Here is a 17,381-nt window from a genome sequence, read left to right as displayed (position 1 = left end):
GTTCCTTACATCTTTAAGTCGGGACCGGTTATCTTCATGCACTCTCTTGCTTTAACGCATCAATAATATTTTCCTTTTTTACTTTCGTGCCGGAATATATCATGGCGGCAATGACAGAACAGATGCTCACCCAAGGCAAGGATAATCCATAACTAAATTTGTTCGCAAATGCTTTATAGATCGGATACATCACGACGAAGCTGACAGGAAGCCCGAACAACAGCGCCTTCGCCCCATAAAACATACTTTCGTAGTTCATCATTTTCGAAAAGCCTTTTGGCGTCATTCCAACGGATTTCAGCATCGCAAACTCTCGTTTTCGAAGAGATACGCCTGTCGAAATCGTATTAAAAATGTTCGCAATGGAAATCGCTGAAATCAATACGATAAAACTATACGAAAAGAATATGATAAGGTTCAGCTTAACGGGTCTATCGGCGAAAAATGCGAAAAGGAGCTGTCGCGGCCAGCTCCTTAGTACTATAATCAATTCAATTAGAGGGTTTTAATTTAAAGCAACTTAATAAGCTCTTCTAGCTCATCAACCAATACCTTTGCAGTTTCAAAATCAGTCTCTTTTAAAGCCAATTCTATTTTCATTTCAACTGATCTCTTATTTTGTTCAGCTTCTAAATAGTTCTTATCAAAATGACTAGCGTAAATCATCTGTTTAAATTTCTTCATATTCATTTTTTTAATCTTCTTATCGTCAATGATTAACACATAATCCATACCATTTACAACAGAATAGAAATCATGAGAAATCATGATAATTGCACCTTTATAGTCTTCAATGGCTTTCTCGAGTGCTATTTGTGTATACGTGTCTAAATGGCTTGTCGGTTCGTCAAGAAGCAATACGTTTGCTTTACTGGCAGAAACTTTAGCCAATTGAAGCGTGTTTTTTTCTCCACCAGATAAAGATTCAATCTTTTGATTAACGATTTCTCCTTCAAAGCCATAGTTTGAAATATACGATCTAACCTCATCATACGTTTTAAACCCAGCATCGATAAATTCTTCTAGTATTGTATTAGAATCCTTTAGCACTTCGTCTTGAATCTGAGATAAATAAGCCACTTTAACATCTGCATTTATTTCAATTGAATCATGATTATTTTTAAAGATATCTCGGAGTAATGTCGTTTTCCCGGTACCATTTGCACCAATAATAGCTACTTTATCCGTAGATTTTATCTCAAAGTTAACATTGTCTAAAAGCAATTCATCAAAGGCAACGCTATAATTATTGACATTTATAACAACCGTGTCTTCCATTTCATTATCAATTCCAAAACTAATATTCGGTTGCTTAATATCAACAAACGGCGCTTTAAGTCTACGCGCTTCCAATCTTTCTTGGAACCTAACTCTAGCCTTTAATGCTCTCCCTCTAGATGCTTCTGAATTATAGGTTGCGATAGCTCTAAGATTATTGATAATGTTCTCGTTTCTCTCAATTTCTTCTTTCTCAGCAACTGTGAGTTCTTGTAACTCAATTTTAGTCTGAAGTAATGAGAAGTTATATTCAATATATCGCCCATCAAACTCTTGGATCTCCGTGTTTTCAAGATGTATAATTTTGTTGAAACAATGATTCAATAGATATCGGTTGTGCGTAACAACTAGCAGCATTCCTTTGTGAGAATTAATAAGATTTTTAAGCGCATTTAGGTTTTCAAAATCTAAAAATACATCTGGTTCGTCCATAATCATTAAGTCTGGACTACTAAGCATTTCCTTCATCACTTGAATAAGTTTGAATTCCCCGCCACTCAGGTCGGATACCCTAACATCTTTTAGCTTAATGAGGTTTGCTAGATTTAGTTTCTTATTAATGTTGCTTTCAAAATCTTCCCCACCGATTGAATCAAATGTGTCTAAAGCTAATTGATACTTTTCTAATAATGAATCAATATCCGATGATGTTTCCATTTCCGTACAAATAGCTGTTATTTCATTTTGTATCTTAATAAATTGTTCCCCTATATATTCAAAAACGGTTGTTTCTTTCGTTTTGTCGAGTTGTGAAAATTGACTTACTAGCCCTATTTTGCAAGTAGAGTCTATCTCTAACTTGCCCTCGAATAAATATTTTTCTGGATCCATCAGTATATCTATCAATGTACTTTTCCCATTTCCACTTGTTCCTATAAAAGCGCAATGTTGTGCCTCATCAAGTGTAAATGAAATGTTTTTATATAGTTCTTTTTGCGGAAATGAGAAGGATAAGTTATCAACTTTTATCATAGTATTACCTTTCTTTATAGCTAAAATAGTGACAATTATTAGAATTATTTCAAAATATAGATTTGAGTTTGCCGTTGTAAGAGTAACACTGTTTACAATCAACTTCAATTGATTTGTATTCCCATCTCTGGGGGGTCAAAGTTCCATGCTACCTCCTGACGAATAGCGAGCGGAATAGGCTCTGGAGCTTTCTCTGCGACAAAGAAAGTTATTATGCATGGAGAATAGCCCCCTCGAATCCGCTTTAGCGAGCGCTGAGAGGTATCGAAGGGCCATTCTGCATTACAAGCTCTGTTCGGTCACTCCCGTTACCGGATCGAAGGTCAACATCTTGGTTCCGATCTTATCGATGAAGAAGCGATCGTGGCTTACCGTAATGACCGCGCCGGGAAAATGGATCAGAGCTTGCTCCATAACCTGTATGCTCGTGAGGTCCAGATGGTTGGTCGGCTCGTCCAAGATGATAACGGCTGCACCCGAGAGAAGACACTTAGCCAGTGCCACACGAGCTTTCTGCCCGCCGGACAGATTGCCGATCGCCTTGCTCAGATCCGCCTCCGAAAATTGCAGCATAGCTAGAAATTTGTTCACCTTTTTGCGCGGAGCGTCCAGTCCGAGTCCATAAGTATTCACCGCATGGCTAACGGTATCCTTAGCATCAAGCTCCTCCCACATCCGATTGAAGTAAGCGTAGTTAACACCCTTCTCCCAGACAATCTCCCCAGAATCCGGTTTCTCCTGTCCGGTAAGCGCCTTAATGAGCGTGGACTTCCCACTTCCGTTCGGCCCCGCGATGACCAAGCGATCTTCCTTCTGAATATCAAAGCTAACGTTCTCGAAAATCTGCCTGCCCTCGTATGTCTGCCCGATCTTCTTCACTTCGCATAGCTTGTCCGGGAAGCGCAGCCTATCGTAGATGTCGGTAATTAACACGTTAACGGGATGCGGCTCTATCCGCTTTTTGTTATCCGCCAGCTTACGTGAGAGACGGTCTTTGGAACCGGAATTCCGGTTCGCGCGATCATCGATCGCTTCGGATTCCATGAGCAGCAACTCTTCCTCCCACTCGAACTGGCGGTCCAGTTCCTTCTTGCGCATCTTCTTCTTTCGGACGTAATCTGTATAGTTGCCTTCGTATTCCTGAAAATGATAGTTCTCGATCTCGATCGTGCGCGTGACAACCTTGTCGATAAATTGACGGTCATGCGACACCAGAATCATGGCTCCCTTGAATCGGTACAGCCACTGCTCCAGCCATGCGATCCCTTCCATGTCCAAGTAATTCGTCGGCTCGTCGAGCAGAACGACATCGGGCAGCTCGATTAGCATCTTTGCAAGTGCCGCGCGGTTACGCCATCCACCAGACAACTCATCGATCGGCTGATTTCGGGATCTGTCGTTAAACCCTAGCTTCGTAAGCACCGTATTAATCTCAACAGGCACGTTCCAGCCACCCTGATGATCCATCTGCTCGAATAACTCCGCTTGCCTTGCTAGCAGCACATCCATCTCGCTGTCGTCCGTAACTACCCCCAACTTATTTCCGACCTCTTGCAGCTCTCGTTCAATAAGGGCAACCTGCTTGAAGCATGCTTCTAGTTCTTGTTGAACGGACAAGCCTCCGCTGAGTTCCGAGAATTGCGAGAAATACCCGATTCGCACTTGAGGATCTATCTCCACCTTGCCGGACGTCGGCTCTTCTTGGCCCATGATGAGCTTAAATACCGTCGACTTGCCTGCACCATTTCGTCCGATTAGGCCGATGCGTTCCCCTTGAATAACGCGAAAATAAATGTCGCGAAAAATCATGGACTCTTCATACTTCTTCGTGACGTTCTCCAATCGTATTACGCTCATTGCCATCACCCTTCTAGTTTCAACACTCTAGCGTGATTATATCATCCTCACCTTACGAATTCCCCTCAAGAGAGATTTCCATTAATGAGCTTGCGCTTTAGCTTGAACTGCTGTAGTATAAGTGGTCTGGCAAACAAAATACCAATATGCTTTGTTTTTCTATCGCGGGGTGGAGCAGCCCGGTAGCTCGTCGGGCTCATAACCCGAAGGCCGCAGGTTCAAATCCTGCCCCCGCAACCAACTTACAATTCTGTCTCGGCACATATATGAAAATGCCTTTAAACCACTTGATGTGGCTTAAAGGCATTTTTTCTTTGTCTTATAAAATTTTGGATACTCTACATAAAGCAGCGATAAAGCGAGTCAGCTACTCCTTCCGTGAGCAGTCACGCTGATGGTCTAGTCCGATTACTCCAGAGGAACGGAGCACTTTAACTCTTGAGTTCGTTCCGCACTTTTAAACAGCTACGGCAAAATATTTGCATCATTTGTGATACGGTTCAACATATCATCTCTAGGGCGAAATTTTAAGTATCAGATATCATGAAACTGTTTAATATCGAAAGCATCCCTATTCAAAGGATGCCTCACGGACTTAACTTATGCCCTGATTCGTCATTAAGCTAAAGTCGTTTAATCTTTGCGGACTTCCAAAGCTCTAATAAATTTATTGTTTTTTGCTTTGGTCGTATATCAATAAAGGCAAATCAGCCTAGCAATTGGATTGATTTGAAGACTGAATATATACCAATGATGGGAACAAGCCTGGCTGCTGCTCATATTGCCGGAGCAATGGGGGTAATGAAATCATACCTTAGACAAAATTTTAAAAAAGAGTCCCCGGTTCATCTATTAACAGATGCTCTCTTAAAAGGTACCACCCCTTTTCATAAAGCAACAGCAAATCAGTACGGCCCCGAAATTGTGCATGTTCCTAATAGCCATTAACAACTTGACCTATTGCAATATTTATAAACGATTTGACACAAATGGTTCAAGAACAAGAAAAAAGTCTCCAGAAAAATCCAAATAAACCATGTTACAATCAATAGTGCATGTTTTATTTAAAATAATTTAATTACCTATCCTACCTGAAGAAGGTGAATCGACGGTGAATTCACAAGCACTTATAACATTGAGTCAAAATGCATTTATGATCGCTTTTTTCTTATACTGCCTGAGCTTTATTTTTTATATGATATCCTATGGCGGCAAACGCTGGAGGAACAACGACACCCAAACTCATACGAAACGCTGGAGTCTGGTTGCATTTATATTGGCGATGGCGGGCTTTGTAACGCATATTACCTATTTTTTCACCCGGTGGATCGGGTCCAATCAGGTACCTACTAGCAATATGTATGAATTTATGGCCTTTATGGGACTTGTGATCATGCTGGTATTCATTATTATGACCGCCATTTATCGTTCGTGGGTACTGGGTTTGTTTACTTTACCGCTTACGATCATTATCCTGGCTTACGCATCTGTATTTCCTAAAGAAGTACAACCTCTCATCCCTGCTCTGAAATCGATATGGCTGGGTATACACGTCACTATGGCTGCGCTCGGAAACGCTTTTTTTGCAATCGGTTTTATAGCTGGACTCATGTATCTGCTCCGGGTAATTGATTTTAAAGGTACAACCCCTAAAGCGCGTCGCATGGAGCGTTGGCTGGAACTTATGGTATATTTCATTATTATTATCATTGGCTTTATTATAGCGATATTTGCTTTTAGAGGAGTGGGCTATGAAGCTGAATTTTTACTGGAAAAGGTGAGCGTGGACGCAAAAGGGAAGATTTCAACCACAGAAGAAAATATTGTCTACCATCTACCTCCAATCTTTAAGCCCTACAATAGCAATGATATTGAAATCGGAACCTATTTTGGACTTCGGACTGCATTATTTGAAACGCCTTCTTGGATGGAAGGGGTGAATGCGGCACGCAAATGGAATACAATCGTCTGGTCCCTGCTGACCGGCTCATTACTATATGGATTATTGAGATTGATGCTGCGCAGACCTGTGGGATCGGTTCTGCATCGTGTCCTTAGAAAGCTAGATCCGGAGCAACTGGATGAAATCAGCTACAGAGCAATCGTAATCGGCTTTCCGGTGTATACGCTTGGCGCGTTAATATTTGCCATGATATGGGCCAATATAGCCTGGGGCCGCTTCTGGGGCTGGGACCCTAAAGAGGTATGGGCGCTTATCACGTGGTTATTCTACAGTGCATATCTACATTTGAGGCTCTCGCGGAGCTGGCAAGGAATGAACGCCGCCTGGCTCTCCGTCATCGGTTTTATTGTCGTCATGTTCACTTTAATCGGCGTTAATTTGATCATAGCCGGATTACATTCCTATTCTGGGGTATCGTAGGGCGAAGACTCCACAACGGTCCGTGCGGGATTAGCCAGCAGGATGCTGTAAGGCTGAGAAATGGTCTATCGGCAAAAAAATTGCGACCCTTTACCGCCAGCCATCCTGACTTATTACCGGAACCGCCGTCGGCAGATGGTCTACCAAACTGCCTAACCAATACTGTTATCAAAATGAACGCCTTCTATATAGCTCATTAATATTAAAAAGGTATCTCTCCATCATTTTATGACTTTTGAGATACCTTCTGTACTTTTAGTGCGCTTATTTTATTTCTTGCATAAATTGTCTAAAGTTTTTAGCGATTTCTTTTGATTGAGTATGGTGTAAATAATGTGTTCCTTCAAATGTCATCACTTTTCCATGTACAGAATCTTTTACTTGCTCTTCATGTAGTGTTGACCATCCTTCAATGGCTGCACTATTCGGTTGTAAAAAGAAAATTACAGGCAGGTTTTTTGGGAATGTTAAATTTTCAGCTGCTTTAAAATTAGGAGACCTATTGTCTATTTCATTCACAATGGTGGGATTTCTAAAGTTTTTGTAAGAAAGAATTTTCATTTGTTCTTTTGTTTCATCATCAACTGGTAGTGCAGCATATGGGTCAGCGCTTAGTTTCATTATCAATCTGCCTAAACCTGATTCTTTAAGTAGTGTAATTACTGAATTTGGTATCGGAGATTCAACAACCTTATCACCATATTGTCTTGGAACACTGCTATCGATCCCGACAAACCCACTCACTTCGTTTTCATATTTGTTCACATAATCTAGTCCGTAAATGCCCGAAATGGAGTGAGCCATTAGAATATATCGGTCAATGTTAAGACTCTGTAAAGCTTCATGAATTTCACTCACAATATTTTCTGTGCTTCGTTCCTTATCCGTTCCATCACTTAAGCCATAACCAAAAGGCTCAACCACGACGACTTTGTAAAATGGTGATAACTCTTCTACTAGCGGCTTAAAATCAAGTGCTGGTGTTCCTGTTCCCAAACCTGGTAGTAGCACGACTGTTTCTTCACCTTGTCCTTGAATCAAAACATTCATATTTTTCCCATCTACAGTTACAGACTGACCATAGGGTTTTATTTTTCCTTCCTCTGATTTGCTGCTGATCTTATCAACGACAAAAACAATGGCTAGAAAAACGACGATTGCTATAACTAATGCTGCTACTATTTTAAGTAAAATGATAAGCATTTTCTTCATCTTATTAGCTGGTTTTTTGCTTGTCGTTGTATCCAAGTCCATTTTCTTCACCTCTCGTATGCTCACTCACATCTTCTCCTATCGTCATCTCTATATTGGGCTGCCTTAGCGGGCCGTCAAGGAAAGCATATACGACGAAGATGAACTCACTATGACGTCAATATGAACGGAGTATGAACAAGCAAAAAATGCTACGGCATCACGTGCAAGAAAGCTTGCACATGATGCCGTAGCATGGTTGGAATTCTCTGAATCTAACTAATCTGTTGGCGTTCTGATGGGCAGTGTGATAATAAAGGTCGTTCCTCCGCCGGGCTCGCTTTCCACTCGGATGTCACCTTGATGAAGCGATACGATCTGTTTAACGATGGCCAGTCCCATACCGCTGCCACCATACTTAGCGCTATGGGAACGGTCTGCCTTGAAAAACCGCTCAAATATTCGCTTCTGGTCCTCTGGGGAAATACCAATACCATTATCGGATATTCGGATTGTCACGTTTTTGATATCTTGTTTGATGCTGACGTTAATCATGCCGCTATCCTTGGAAAATTTGATGCTATTGCCGAGTATGTTGGTCCATACCTCGTTTAATTTATCATGATCTGCCATTAGCATAACTGCCTTCAAATTGAGATCGAAGCGGATGTTGCGAGCCGACCACTGCGGCTGAATCGCGACGATGACTCGTCTGATCTGTTCATCAAGTCTCAGTGTGACCAGTTGCAACTGCTGTGACCGTGATTCAAGCAAACTCAGCTTTAGCAGGCTATTGCTCCTCGGTCCAGTTTCTCTTTTAACGCTTCACACATCGACCTCTTTAACCCGCAAGGTGATCAATGACCTCCGGAATCCAACACAACAATTTTTCGCCCTACTTGTGATACGGTTCAGCTTATCATCTATAGAGCGAACTTTTTCTATTTTAACAACGATAGAAGCAAAACTGTGTTTTTTCCTCCCGCTAATGAAATATTTAGATATAAGAATTACTCTTGCTTTTCCACGGAATATTCCTTTACTTCTTCAGTATACGTAATTAAATTATTTTGATATTTAGATGCCAGAGATGCACTTTCACTTACCCAAATGGGTGCTTATTTTCCTCCCGGGTATATCTAGCGAACAAATGGCTGATATCGATTATTTTAGAATAATTTCGAAAATATAAGCTCAAGATCCTCATCACTGGTTGGCATGCTTTCTAATATATTATTGTCGATAGCATCCAGCATTATTTGTTCTTTCTCTTCTAGCCTCAAGCGAATCTGCTCATCCAAAGAATATCTACCATTATCTGTATTATAATCAGTTTGGAGGAAATAGTACTGTGTATATTGATTCATCTCCAACCCTAATCTGTGGATACGATCTTTTGATTGGAGCAAATGCACAAGATTATAGCTATACTCAAAATATACAGCATCATGACAAATGCTGTGAAGCGATATTGATTCGGCTAAAGTATGTGGGTTGGTCAATAATATTTGTATCAAGCCACTTTTGAAATCAGAGAGTACTTCTTGTCGTTCATCCATCGGAATCATTCCATATATGCATTTCGTCCTGATTCTGCGCGATTCCAATTCAGCAAGTATACGGTTTATAGAGTCAATAAATATACACCAAACAACAACTGGTTTTCCTTGTAGAGCGAGGCTTTCTATCAAATCAATACAGTCCATCATCTTACTTGAAGTTTTGCATGATTCAATCAGGAATTTAACTTCATTGCTGTAGTCTGCATAATCGATCTCATCAATCTCTCTACTGTCATCTAAAATATATTGAAAATCGCTTAGATTAAGTGTTTGCAGTAGCAACTTCGGATTACTCTCAAGCTGTAAAATACGAATCATAAGAGCCAGCTTGTTTTTACGGTACTTCATCTTCAAGATGTTCAATAATCTGTTTTCATTGTCTGAAGCATCTGAATAATGAATTATATCGGAATTTGCATTCGGTACATTAAGTTGCTGCTTTGTAGTACGACAAAAAAACGGTGACAATTTATCATTTATTTCAGTTAAGACCTCTGTTGAAGGATTACGAAGCATATTAACATCAAATCCAAAAAATTCATTATACTCATCTGGAAAAAGAATATGCAGTAAATTATAAATGTCTAAGTAAGAATTCGGTATAGGTGTGCCGGTCATTGCAACAACGTGGATTGCATGTTTTGCAATTGTAACAGCATTATTTGCATGCTCTCCCTCTATTCTCTTAACCCTATGTACTTCATCAAATACCAAAAAAATTTTATCATCAAGAAGAGAAATGATCTCCTCTCGATAAGTGCTAACCGATTCATAGTTAAACAAAAATAAGTTACATTTTCCAGACTCATATTGCAGAGCTCTACGTCGATCTAATGAGCTATAGTAAGCCGAAGCATGGATATTGAATACTTCAAGTCGCTCTTTACCCTTAAAGCAAAAACCAAACTCGTCAATCCACGAACCAAATGCATTTTTAGGACAAATTACTACAATACGATTGACAAGTCCTTTAAATTTCAGGTATGCGTAAGCACCCAGAACAGATGACGTCTTGCCTGATCCAGGCACTGAGAAGTTTCCAGACTTTTGCATAGCACACATAAAAAACGAATCCCACATCTGCTTGTCCCGGAGTCTACGTGTCATCTGACTATCCACTACAGACCTATACTCTTCAAATCTTTCCTTCAGTTTTTCATGTTGTTGTTTCAATTCAATGCCCAACATGGATCTTTCTTTAATGTACAACTCTTTCATATTGATATAATTAGAAAGTTCACCCGATACTTCAACCTCGATACCATTCTTTGCTGCTTCCTTTTGACATAGCTTAATAACCTTTTTATATTCAATGTAGGTCATTGAGTCTTTAAACCTTATAAATCCGACAAATACTTCTCTAACATATCGCTTGAGTGAAAGTTTGTAACATGCTCTCTCAATAAAAGCATCAGTAGTTTCAAGCGGGATCTTCATATACAATCCACCGTCGTAATCCAGTAACCATTTACTACTCATCTAAATTTGCTCTTATTTCATCAATAACTTTTTCCAACTTAGAAAGTTGACGCTTCACCCTTTGCAACTCACTGTCATTAAATTTATGCAATATAATCATATCGATATCTTCTAGTAGTGTCGTTGCTTTTTCAATTAGCTGTATTGGTCTGTTACGAGTTTCTGTCTTTTTTGCTTTTGTGAGTGACTTCTCCATAGATTGTTCCAGAGCTTGTCCAACTTCATCATTCGCTCTGATTACTTCTCTGATTAATTTTTCGTTTACGCTTCCCTTAGGTGGAAGATTTTCAACGACCCTATATGCTATTTCTTTCTGCTCTTCAATGAATTCGCCCATATAGTCTGAAGTAACAATGTCTTTAATCTTTCTTACGAAACGCCCCAAATCATTAGAGGTTTTCATTAATATATTTGTAAAAACACAAATCTTCAAATCCTCAATCTCATCTTCGGATTTACATTTTTTCAAGAGTTTTGCCAACTCTTCAAGAGGGAAACCAATTTGCAAATCTCTTGCAATATGAAATTGTTTAGGAGCATTAATAAAATCCAGAAACTCTATCATTAGCCCCGTTATTTCCATACGTTTTCTAACATCACTTTCTTGCTCACTTGTGCTTTTAGCATATTCAGAAACCGAAAGCAATTTTGTATCAATAATATCATTAAAGATACCTACTAGTCGGTCTATGGGGTTATAATCTATCTTACTTTCCTCTCCATGCTGAATGGAGAGTTCAAGCATCTTTATCTGCTTAGCACTGCTCTCGATATTGCGTTCAAGAATCACAGCTTCAAAATATTTAAAACGATCGTTTTTATTCGATAATCGGCGAAGGCAAGTATAGCGGCGATTACCGTCAATAATACGCCCGTCAACCAGCACTACACCTGGTTCACGTTGATCTACTAGTTCGATGTTGTTTTGTGTTGCGACTATGGCTGCCGGATTACTCTTAACGATGAAGTCCTCAATGATGTCATTGTACATATCACCTTTTGATGTATTAGGAGATTGTCCATCGTGTTGGCTTTTGTATTGACTGATCCATGTTGCGATCCTGTCATTTTGATCATTATAATACAAATGATCCAATCGAATCTTATAAACGGGATAAGCTTGCGTGATGCCATCAACGGTAAGCTTCCTTGAAAGTTCAGTTCGAACTACCAGTCCCAAAGCAACACCATCTTTTAGCAAATTCATTAATTATACCTCCTCGAAATATGTATCATAATCTATATATATCTTTTCCATGATAGGGTCGTAATACATTGAACTATTATTTATGATTGATATCATTCTATATCTTTCAGCATTTAGACCATAAGTATCTAATAAAAGCTCATTCAAATCATAAATGTCGATAGATTTTTCATATTCCACCAAAAACTCTATAAACAAACCTAGAGTAACCTCTTGATTTCCTTTAATAAACACTTTAGATCCTCCCATACGTCTGTATGAAAAGCGCTTATTATCCTCCGTCAGTATTGAACTGTAAAACCAATCTTCAAATCCGAGGTGATCAAGTGGGTGTTCAAATCCTTTTTTTCTAAGGGATTTTACAGTAAAGTATTCACCCCTCTCTATATATTTATAGATACAATCACAATAATCTTGTAACTTCTCTGCTGAAATTCCAGCTGAATTCAATCTTCGAATATTGATGTATTCCGAGGGTAAATATTCTACTAATTCATACAAACTCTTAAGTCTATAAAGTTCTGAGGTATAAGCAACTGTACTAACCAATTCTCGTGGAAATGTCCTTGAATCAATAATATCTTTCTCCAGCAGAAGGTATCGAAAATAATCAGATGCAGATTGAAATTTATTCCGAATTGCATAAGTTGAGTACACCCTGAATCCCAAAAGTTTTAATGTGTACGGATTAATCATATGTGAATCGGCATTTGTAAACTCCCGAAGATATATTCTCTTCACTTCAGATATGGGGTAAAAATCCTTACCTAAACATTCGCTCATTCGGCTTGATTGTTCCGAAAGTAGTGGTTTTGCGTCTATCTTGTACATTCCGTCAAAGTAATACTCATCGAAATTTTTCAAATGATTTGCCAATACAGTTTCGGCATGTACACCATATGCTTCCTCATAGGCGGCTGCTAAATCTACGTTCGATACTGGGGCAAATTGCAGTAAAATATCTAGCATTTGTTCATCTCTATTCGCTGTTCCAATTTCAATATTCGGCATCCGCTTAAATTTGATATTTATATTATTGGTACGTTTATATAATTTTTTGAGAAGATTGTGTAGTTCGTATTCATCTCGGATATCATAGTTCCGCATAAATTCTTGATAGCCTACAAAAAATTTAAGAGTAGAGAATTCTATGTCTTGGTATTGCTCTAAATCTAATATTTGAAGAAGATCATTGAAATCATATGCCTCTATATTATAGTAACGGAATCGACGACCATACTTCCATAACACATAGTCACTGTCAGCCAGTTTATTTTCATAGGTTCGATCGGAAAGAAATAGTCTCTCATCACGTTCAAGACCATAATCCTTTAGAAACATTAAATACAATTCGCTGAACTCATCGAAAGAAACTTCATCATTGCAATAATTTCTAATTATATAGTCGACTAAATCAGAACGATTACGCCGAACGCGATCGCTCCCAATTGATAAGTAGTTTTTATATACAACTTTTTCAGCACCTCTTCTGTATTCAATCGGAAAAAATTCGTCCTCTACTAACATATCCAAAGCTATAGTTCCTGGTTCATAAGCCAAGGAGAGGTAGTTAAATGTACTCAATGGTTCGTTAAACAAAAGTGAAAAGTCAGCCTTTGAAAAACTATATTTTCTAAAAACATCAGCATAACGGTCTTCTCGAAGATGGGGACGATTATTCATATGTTTTAAAACAATTTGACGAACTCGTTCCCGTGTAACACCATATTGTTGGCCGATCTCCTCCAGGGTGACACCATTCATTCTTTCCTCAAATAACGTTCTGTCTTTCTCTTTATATAATGTCCTAGCATATTCCTGTACAGTAAGGTACTTTCTCTCTAACGCTCCATTAGACGTAACTGCTATCAAATCATCAGAAATCAGAGAACTAACCATTTTTTCTACTATAGCTGTTCCATCTAGGTGCTTCGGAAGATAGTTTAATAACGTAGAGGTAGTTGTACCATATCGGAATTTTTCGACTAATTCAATTAAAAAATGTTTAACTGTAACCTGAAAAAAATTAGCGTTGTAGATGCTTGTAATCAACTCAATTTTCAACTCTTTTATGTCTGGATGAGTGCTTATATATTCTTCTATAATTGATTCTGCTTCCTGATAGAGTAGCCCCGCATGAGCATTTATTATGTACTTTTTTATCTCCAGTATAACTGATGAACAAATCTCATTAACAAGTGGTATTTTTTCGCTTTTAGTCTGCAAATCATCCGAAGTTTGAAAAACTATATTTTGCATAACGGATAATATCTCTTTTGCACTCAAACTTCCCATATTTTTAATTCCAAGCAAATCTTCGATTTTAATGTCAGTTAATTCAGAGGCGTATTTGATTCCAGAACTATGTAAGCAATTATATGCCCGGACTGAAAATTCTAGTTGATCTATAGGAATGTCCTTGCAAAGCAAACCCTCACGATTGCGAAAAAAAACTGCTTCCTGCAAAACCCGTTCGTTCTCCAATGCCTGCACATCAGATTCGGCGACTACACAAATGTCCTTATGCCCTGATTTAATATCAGTAATAGCAACTAATATCTCTTCAATACTCTTTGAACCTAGATTTTTGATATGTCCTAGCTCTTCCTCAGTAACATCTAATATCTTTGCAATCGTGTTAATTCCCGCTCTATATAGTGCATTCCTTGATCGAACCGACAAATCGATCTTTTCTATTGTATCAGTCAGTGTTACATAACGCACAACTCTCACCTCATCAATTCATCCAGATCTAATGCAGTTAGCTCTTTCCTAATGCCCCTACATTAACTACTTACGCCATAATAATATGCTCAAAACCGAAGTGCTTGTACAAATAATCTAACAAACTCTAAAATCAATCGATAAAGATTCGATTTAATTCCATGCTACATAGAATCAATATACTTTAAAACTAGGTCTTTCTTAGTAATTAATCTCTCTATTCTATGTTAAATAGGAACATATTACTAGTTAATTCCCTATATTATGAATTTTTGAAAGCAAAAAAGATCCCTTTCTATTTATAGAAAAGAGATCTAAATAAGACTATCTATAGACTGACCAAAATAAAGTTTTTTAGTTTCGCCCTATTTGTGATAAGGTTCCCCCCGATTTATCTTCACAGCCCGATAAATCTGCTCCACCAGTACCAGCCGCATTAGCTGGTGCGGGAAGGTCATGCGCCCAAAGCTAAGCTTCTGTTGGGCGCGCTTAATCACTGCGGGAGCGAGACCGTTGCTCCCGCCAATAACAAAAGCCACGTGGCTACGCCCATACGTGGCTAATTTATCGAGCTGGCCAGCGAGATCTTCGCTGGACCACAGCTCGCCATCAAGTGCGAGCGCCACTACGTGGGCGTCCGGCTTCAGCTGCGCTAGAATCCGTTCCCCTTCGCGCTCTCGCACTTGCATCTCTTCCGCCGGACTCATCGTCTCCGGCGCCTTCTCATCGGGCACTTCCGTGAGCGTTAGCTTCACGTAAGGCCCGAGCCGCTTGGCATATTCTGCGATGCCAAGCACCAAGTACTTCTCTTTCAGCTTGCCGACGGCAACGATCTGAATGTGCATGTCTAACTCATCCCTCTGTCTCTATCGCTCTGCTTAATACTAAGCTCGCTCATGCCTCTATTTTTGTCTTCCCTGTTTGCAATTACCCTAGCTTATTTTCTATACCACCAAAAAAGCAGCAGGCTCGTCACAGAAATCACATTTGCGCGGTGGATCCCAGTCTGCGAATTGTGTTTCCTTCAAATCGACTACATCCGGCGCATCTTCATATTCATCTACAAAACGTTCCAATGCTTTCTCTATACAAGGTTTGCATACACAATACATATCGAATTCGCATCCTATCTCTTGGTGTTTTTGGTCCACTTTTTCTACTTCCAGCATACCAGAAAATCCATGCTGCTGAAAGGCTCGTCCCGCATTTAATGAAAGTGAAATGAGCAATAAAGCAACGCCTCTACACAATTACCTCCCACTATTATTACCCATATGCAAAATAAAGCGACAACAGACTAACGATTACTCGTTAACCTGCTGTCGCTTTATTAGTGCCTGCCCTAACTTACGATCACATATTGCGATTTTTCTTACCTATATTAATTGCCTGCTGCTACTCTTCTTCCTTCTCCGCAAGCTTTACGGTAACCGTTTTAAGCTCTCCGTCCCGGTAGTAGCTCACCACAATGTCATCACCGATTTTCTTCTTCGAATACAAATACTTCCGAAGCTCCATCTGGCTGCCAATGTTCTGATCATCCAGCTTCACAATAACATCATTAAATTGCAATCCAGCATCCCCAGACGGTCCTACAGCCTCCAGCACAATAATACCAGCAAGTACCTGATCCGGTAGCTTAATGTCCTCTGTGATGCTTGGTACTTCCTCTGGTGCTGTATTTTCCTTCTGACCTTCTTCATAAATGCGCTCCAAGCTCTGTTGCTCCCAATACTGCTCCAGATCGATTGAATACACGCCAAGATAAGGACGAGAAACATAACCTTTGCTAATCAAATCTTCTATGATGGGCATTGCATTATTTATTGGAATTGCATAACCGATGCTCTCTACACCAAAGTCCGTAATCTTCATGCTGTTAATACCGACAACTTTACCGTCTAGATCGATGAGCGGTCCGCCGCTGTTTCCTTCGTTAATCGCCGCATCAACACGAATGACTTCTTGTTCCCAATCGTTAATACCGTTCTGATTAAGCGACACCGGAATCACTTCACGGATAACACTGACGATACCCATTGTGATGGACTCACCCATGCCAAGCGGGTTTCCCATCGCCATAACGAACTCAGCAGCGCGCAATGAAGATGAATCACCGATTTCTGCTACTGTTTCGATCCCTTTGCCATCAATCTCAAGCACAGCTAGATCGGTAATCTGGTCAAGACCTACAATACGAGCTTCACGTACCTCACCCGTCGTTAGAACTGCCTTAACCTTCGCTGCATTTGCGACTACATGGTAATTCGTTACGATGAAAGCTCTGCCTGCTTTCTTCTGTATGATAACACCCGAACCTACGCCCGCTTTCCGCAGCACGCCAGAACGCTCGTCACCTTCTTCTATTACGCTTCCACCAATGCCAAGTGAGAACATCTGCTCTTTAATAATACTTACAACCGCCGGCTTTACTTTAGCAGTTGCGTTAATAGTCCGTTCTGATGGATCACCAGTCATAGCTGTTTTCACTCGGGACGCGTCACTACTGCCTCCGCCAACTTCATCGAAGCCGCCAAAAAATAATCCGAACAGCAATGCCACCGCAAGTGCACTGGTTAGAGAGGATATAAAAGCGATTCGTAGGTTGGACCATTTACGGTCTCCACCAACAAAAGGTAACCGTGTGTCCTCTTGCCGGCTCTTGCGAGCAGTCCGCCTTGACACCTTGGTCGAATAAAAATCATCATCGAATATGCTCATTAGAATC

The 17,381-nt window shown here is 39.8% G+C and carries 11 protein-coding genes, 1 tRNA gene and 2 pseudogenes; 3 read left to right on the top strand and 11 right to left on the bottom strand.

Going from position 1 to position 17,381, the window contains the following annotated elements; all coding sequences use genetic code 11:
- Positions 1–34: 34 nt before the first annotated feature.
- The 3 genes and pseudogenes from MFF31_RS08230 to MFF31_RS08220 form a co-directional block, all read right to left on the bottom strand.
- Positions 35–409 (bottom strand): annotated as a pseudogene (locus MFF31_RS08230) (ABC transporter permease); the annotation flags it as partial.
- Positions 410–510: 101 nt separating this feature from the next.
- A complete protein-coding gene (locus MFF31_RS08225; RefSeq protein ID WP_238188528.1) occupies positions 511–2,250 on the bottom strand; it encodes an ABC-F family ATP-binding cassette domain-containing protein in 1,740 nt (579 codons plus the stop codon).
- Between the two features lie 282 nt (positions 2,251–2,532).
- Positions 2,533–4,107: an ABC-F family ATP-binding cassette domain-containing protein gene (locus MFF31_RS08220; RefSeq protein ID WP_309296663.1), complete on the bottom strand. Its 1,575-nt coding sequence runs from the start codon at positions 4,105–4,107 to the stop codon at positions 2,533–2,535.
- Between the two features lie 163 nt (positions 4,108–4,270).
- On the opposite strand from MFF31_RS08220, the gene MFF31_RS08215 reads away from it, so the two are divergent.
- From MFF31_RS08215 to ccsA, 3 genes are all read left to right on the top strand, one after another.
- A tRNA-Met gene (locus tag MFF31_RS08215) sits at positions 4,271–4,347 on the top strand.
- A 510-nt stretch (positions 4,348–4,857) separates the two neighbouring features.
- A complete protein-coding gene (locus MFF31_RS08210) occupies positions 4,858–5,055 on the top strand; it encodes a S8/S53 family peptidase (RefSeq protein ID WP_238187548.1) in 198 nt (65 codons plus the stop codon).
- 205 nt (positions 5,056–5,260) lie between these two features.
- Entirely contained in the window at positions 5,261–6,490 is a 1,230-nt protein-coding gene (gene ccsA, locus MFF31_RS08205; protein WP_238188527.1) for a cytochrome c biogenesis protein CcsA, read from the top strand.
- 264 nt (positions 6,491–6,754) lie between these two features.
- Here the strand turns inward: ccsA and MFF31_RS08200 are convergent, their stop codons facing one another.
- The 8 genes and pseudogenes from MFF31_RS08200 to MFF31_RS08165 all read right to left on the bottom strand — a co-directional run bounded on the left by MFF31_RS08200 (position 6,755) and on the right by MFF31_RS08165 (position 17,374).
- Positions 6,755–7,744, bottom strand: a complete 990-nt coding sequence (locus tag MFF31_RS08200) for an alpha/beta fold hydrolase (protein WP_375541305.1) — start codon at positions 7,742–7,744, stop codon at positions 6,755–6,757.
- 216 nt (positions 7,745–7,960) lie between these two features.
- A pseudogene (locus MFF31_RS08195) lies at positions 7,961–8,479 on the bottom strand (sensor histidine kinase); the annotation flags it as partial.
- A gap of 371 nt (positions 8,480–8,850) precedes the next feature.
- Positions 8,851–10,722 (bottom strand): DEAD/DEAH box helicase, encoded by a 1,872-nt coding sequence (locus MFF31_RS08190; RefSeq protein ID WP_238187546.1) that lies wholly within the window; start codon positions 10,720–10,722, stop codon positions 8,851–8,853.
- Positions 10,715–11,929: a hypothetical protein gene (locus tag MFF31_RS08185; protein ID WP_238187545.1), complete on the bottom strand. Its 1,215-nt coding sequence runs from the start codon at positions 11,927–11,929 to the stop codon at positions 10,715–10,717. Before MFF31_RS08185 ends, MFF31_RS08190 begins: the two co-directional genes overlap by 8 nt.
- Positions 11,930–11,932: 3 nt before the next feature.
- Positions 11,933–14,653 (bottom strand): DNA-directed RNA polymerase subunit alpha C-terminal domain-containing protein, encoded by a 2,721-nt coding sequence (locus MFF31_RS08180; protein WP_238187544.1) that lies wholly within the window; start codon positions 14,651–14,653, stop codon positions 11,933–11,935.
- Positions 14,654–15,018: 365 nt separating this feature from the next.
- Positions 15,019–15,498, bottom strand: coding sequence for a 23S rRNA (pseudouridine(1915)-N(3))-methyltransferase RlmH (gene rlmH / locus MFF31_RS08175; RefSeq protein WP_238187543.1), 480 nt, complete (start codon positions 15,496–15,498; stop codon positions 15,019–15,021).
- Positions 15,499–15,597: 99 nt separating this feature from the next.
- Positions 15,598–15,765 carry a CxxH/CxxC protein gene (locus MFF31_RS08170; RefSeq protein WP_238188526.1) on the bottom strand — a complete coding sequence of 56 codons (168 nt, stop codon included), beginning with the start codon at positions 15,763–15,765 and terminating at the stop codon, positions 15,598–15,600.
- 283 nt (positions 15,766–16,048) lie between these two features.
- Complete coding sequence (locus tag MFF31_RS08165) at positions 16,049–17,374, bottom strand: S1C family serine protease (protein ID WP_238187542.1); 1,326 nt, start codon at positions 17,372–17,374, stop codon at positions 16,049–16,051.
- Positions 17,375–17,381: the final 7 nt, after the last annotated feature.

This window comes from Paenibacillus sp. L3-i20, assembly GCF_022180385.2.
Lineage (GTDB): Bacteria > Bacillota > Bacilli > Paenibacillales > Paenibacillaceae > Pristimantibacillus.
This window is presented reverse-complemented; position numbering and strand designations above follow the sequence as displayed.

What these genes read in the sequence shown, in the direction of transcription:
- MFF31_RS08225 (WP_238188528.1), bottom strand. Translation starts at nt 2,250, where the DNA reads ATGATAAAAGTTGATAACTTATCCTTCTCATTTCCGCAAAAAGAACTA.
- MFF31_RS08220 (WP_309296663.1), bottom strand. Translation starts at nt 4,107, where the DNA reads ATGAGCGTAATACGATTGGAGAACGTCACGAAGAAGTATGAAGAGTCC.
- MFF31_RS08210 (WP_238187548.1), top strand. Translation starts at nt 4,858, where the DNA reads ATGATGGGAACAAGCCTGGCTGCTGCTCATATTGCCGGAGCAATGGGG.
- ccsA (WP_238188527.1), top strand. Translation starts at nt 5,261, where the DNA reads ATGATCGCTTTTTTCTTATACTGCCTGAGCTTTATTTTTTATATGATA.
- MFF31_RS08200 (WP_375541305.1), bottom strand. Translation starts at nt 7,744, where the DNA reads ATGGACTTGGATACAACGACAAGCAAAAAACCAGCTAATAAGATGAAG.
- MFF31_RS08190 (WP_238187546.1), bottom strand. Translation starts at nt 10,722, where the DNA reads ATGAGTAGTAAATGGTTACTGGATTACGACGGTGGATTGTATATGAAG.
- MFF31_RS08185 (WP_238187545.1), bottom strand. Translation starts at nt 11,929, where the DNA reads ATGAATTTGCTAAAAGATGGTGTTGCTTTGGGACTGGTAGTTCGAACT.
- rlmH (WP_238187543.1), bottom strand. Translation starts at nt 15,498, where the DNA reads ATGCACATTCAGATCGTTGCCGTCGGCAAGCTGAAAGAGAAGTACTTG.
- MFF31_RS08170 (WP_238188526.1), bottom strand. Translation starts at nt 15,765, where the DNA reads ATGTATTGTGTATGCAAACCTTGTATAGAGAAAGCATTGGAACGTTTT.
- MFF31_RS08165 (WP_238187542.1), bottom strand. Translation starts at nt 17,374, where the DNA reads ATGAGCATATTCGATGATGATTTTTATTCGACCAAGGTGTCAAGGCGG.